Below are 1,518 nucleotides of genomic sequence, written 5' to 3'. Positions count from 1 at the left end.
CAAGGCCGGGTAGTTAGGGCGGGGTGGGTCGTGTCAAGGGGCTCGTGGCGGCGTTGGTGACGGTGACCTCGATGGTGGCCTTGAGACAGGCCCGGGGTTGGCGGGACTTGTTGTAGGCGTAGCGGGACAGGGGTCGTTTGACGTGTCGGGGGCAGACGCGTGCCCGGCGGGCAGGCAGCAGATTGGCCAGAACCTGAGCGCCGATGGTGCCGACCAGGTCGATGTGGGTGCCGGCGATCACCGACCGGGCGGTGATGACCTGGTCGCGGGCCGCGTGCAGGGCGACGGTGAACCCGGCCCGGTCGGGATCGAGGCCGGGCTGGGAGTCGGTGGCGTCGGTCATCGCGATCCGCAGGATCTGGTAGGTCACCAGCAACGCCCAGAGTTCCTGTTCGACCCCGGCCGGGGTCTGGGAACGCAGGACCCGCCCGCGGGTCAGGGTGTGTTTGAGGGCGAGGTAGGCCGTTTCGACGTCCCAGCGCTGGTGGTAGAGCTCGAGCAGGTCGGTGGCCGGATGACGGTCGGGGTCGAGCAGGGTGGTGACCAGCCGGTAGTGCTCGCTGCGGCGGGTCCCGTCGGCGGTGGTGACGGTGATGCGGGCCTCGATGATCCGGACCGGGGTGGCGCCGATGACCGAGGTGATCGACCCGTCGGGGTGGCGGCCGGTCAGGGGTGGGCGGCGGTTGGCTTTGAGCCGGATCAGCAGGTCCGCGCCGGTGCCGGCGACCTGGGCGAGGAAGGTGGCGGCGTCGAAGTTGCGGTCGGCCAGCAGCACCATGCCCGGGCCTAGCCGGTGCAGGAGCTGGTCGGCGTAGGCCAGTTCGCCGTGGGCGGGGCTGCCGAACACCGCGGCGATCAGGGCGCGGGTGCCGCATTCGATCAGGGTCACCAGCCGCAGCAGCGGATATCCGGTGTCGGGGTGGGAGGCGGTGCGGGATTTGTCGGTCCAGGCCCGGTTGGGTGCGCTGTCGGGGATGGCGATGCCGGTTCCGTCGATGGCGACCGGTCGCAGACCCCGCCAGCAGGCTCCCGTAGTGCGGGGTCGGGCGATCGGTCCGGCGAGCAGGGTGAACAGTGCGGCCAGTGGGCGTGGGCCGATCCGGGACCGGGCTTGGCGTAATGCCGAGGCGGTGGGGGTCGCTGGGTGCAGGTTTCCCAGGCCGGCGGTGAGTGTGGACCAGACGCCGCGGTAGCCGAGTTCGGGGAACAGGGTCATCGCGAGCAGGAAGTACACCGTGACCCGGGCTGGGAGCAGCCGTATCCGCTGTTGCGCGGTGGGTGCTGATTCGGCCAGGACTGCATCGACCATGTCGAAGGGCACGATCTGGGTGAGTTCGCCGAGGTGGCCGGGGGCGAAGACGCCGGTCGCGGCTCGGGTGATCTGGGGTGTGGCAGACTGCGCGGACAACGGAGCTCCCGCCGAACGTTGATCTTGGTCGACGATGTTCTAGCGGAAGCTCCGTTGCCTTATGTCACAGGGGTTGACACCACACCCACAGCCTTAACTACCCGGCCTTG

General features: G+C 69.7%; 1 protein-coding gene. It reads right to left on the bottom strand.

Going from position 1 to position 1,518, the window contains the following annotated elements:
- Positions 1-13 precede the first annotated feature (13 nt).
- Complete coding sequence (locus tag ACERZO_RS50295; protein WP_372673160.1) at positions 14-1,408, bottom strand: IS4 family transposase; 1,395 nt, start codon at positions 1,406-1,408, stop codon at positions 14-16.
- Positions 1,409-1,518: the final 110 nt, after the last annotated feature.

The organism is Amycolatopsis kentuckyensis (assembly GCF_041679295.1).
Lineage (GTDB): Bacteria > Actinomycetota > Actinomycetes > Mycobacteriales > Pseudonocardiaceae > Amycolatopsis > Amycolatopsis kentuckyensis_A.
This window is presented reverse-complemented; position numbering and strand designations above follow the sequence as displayed.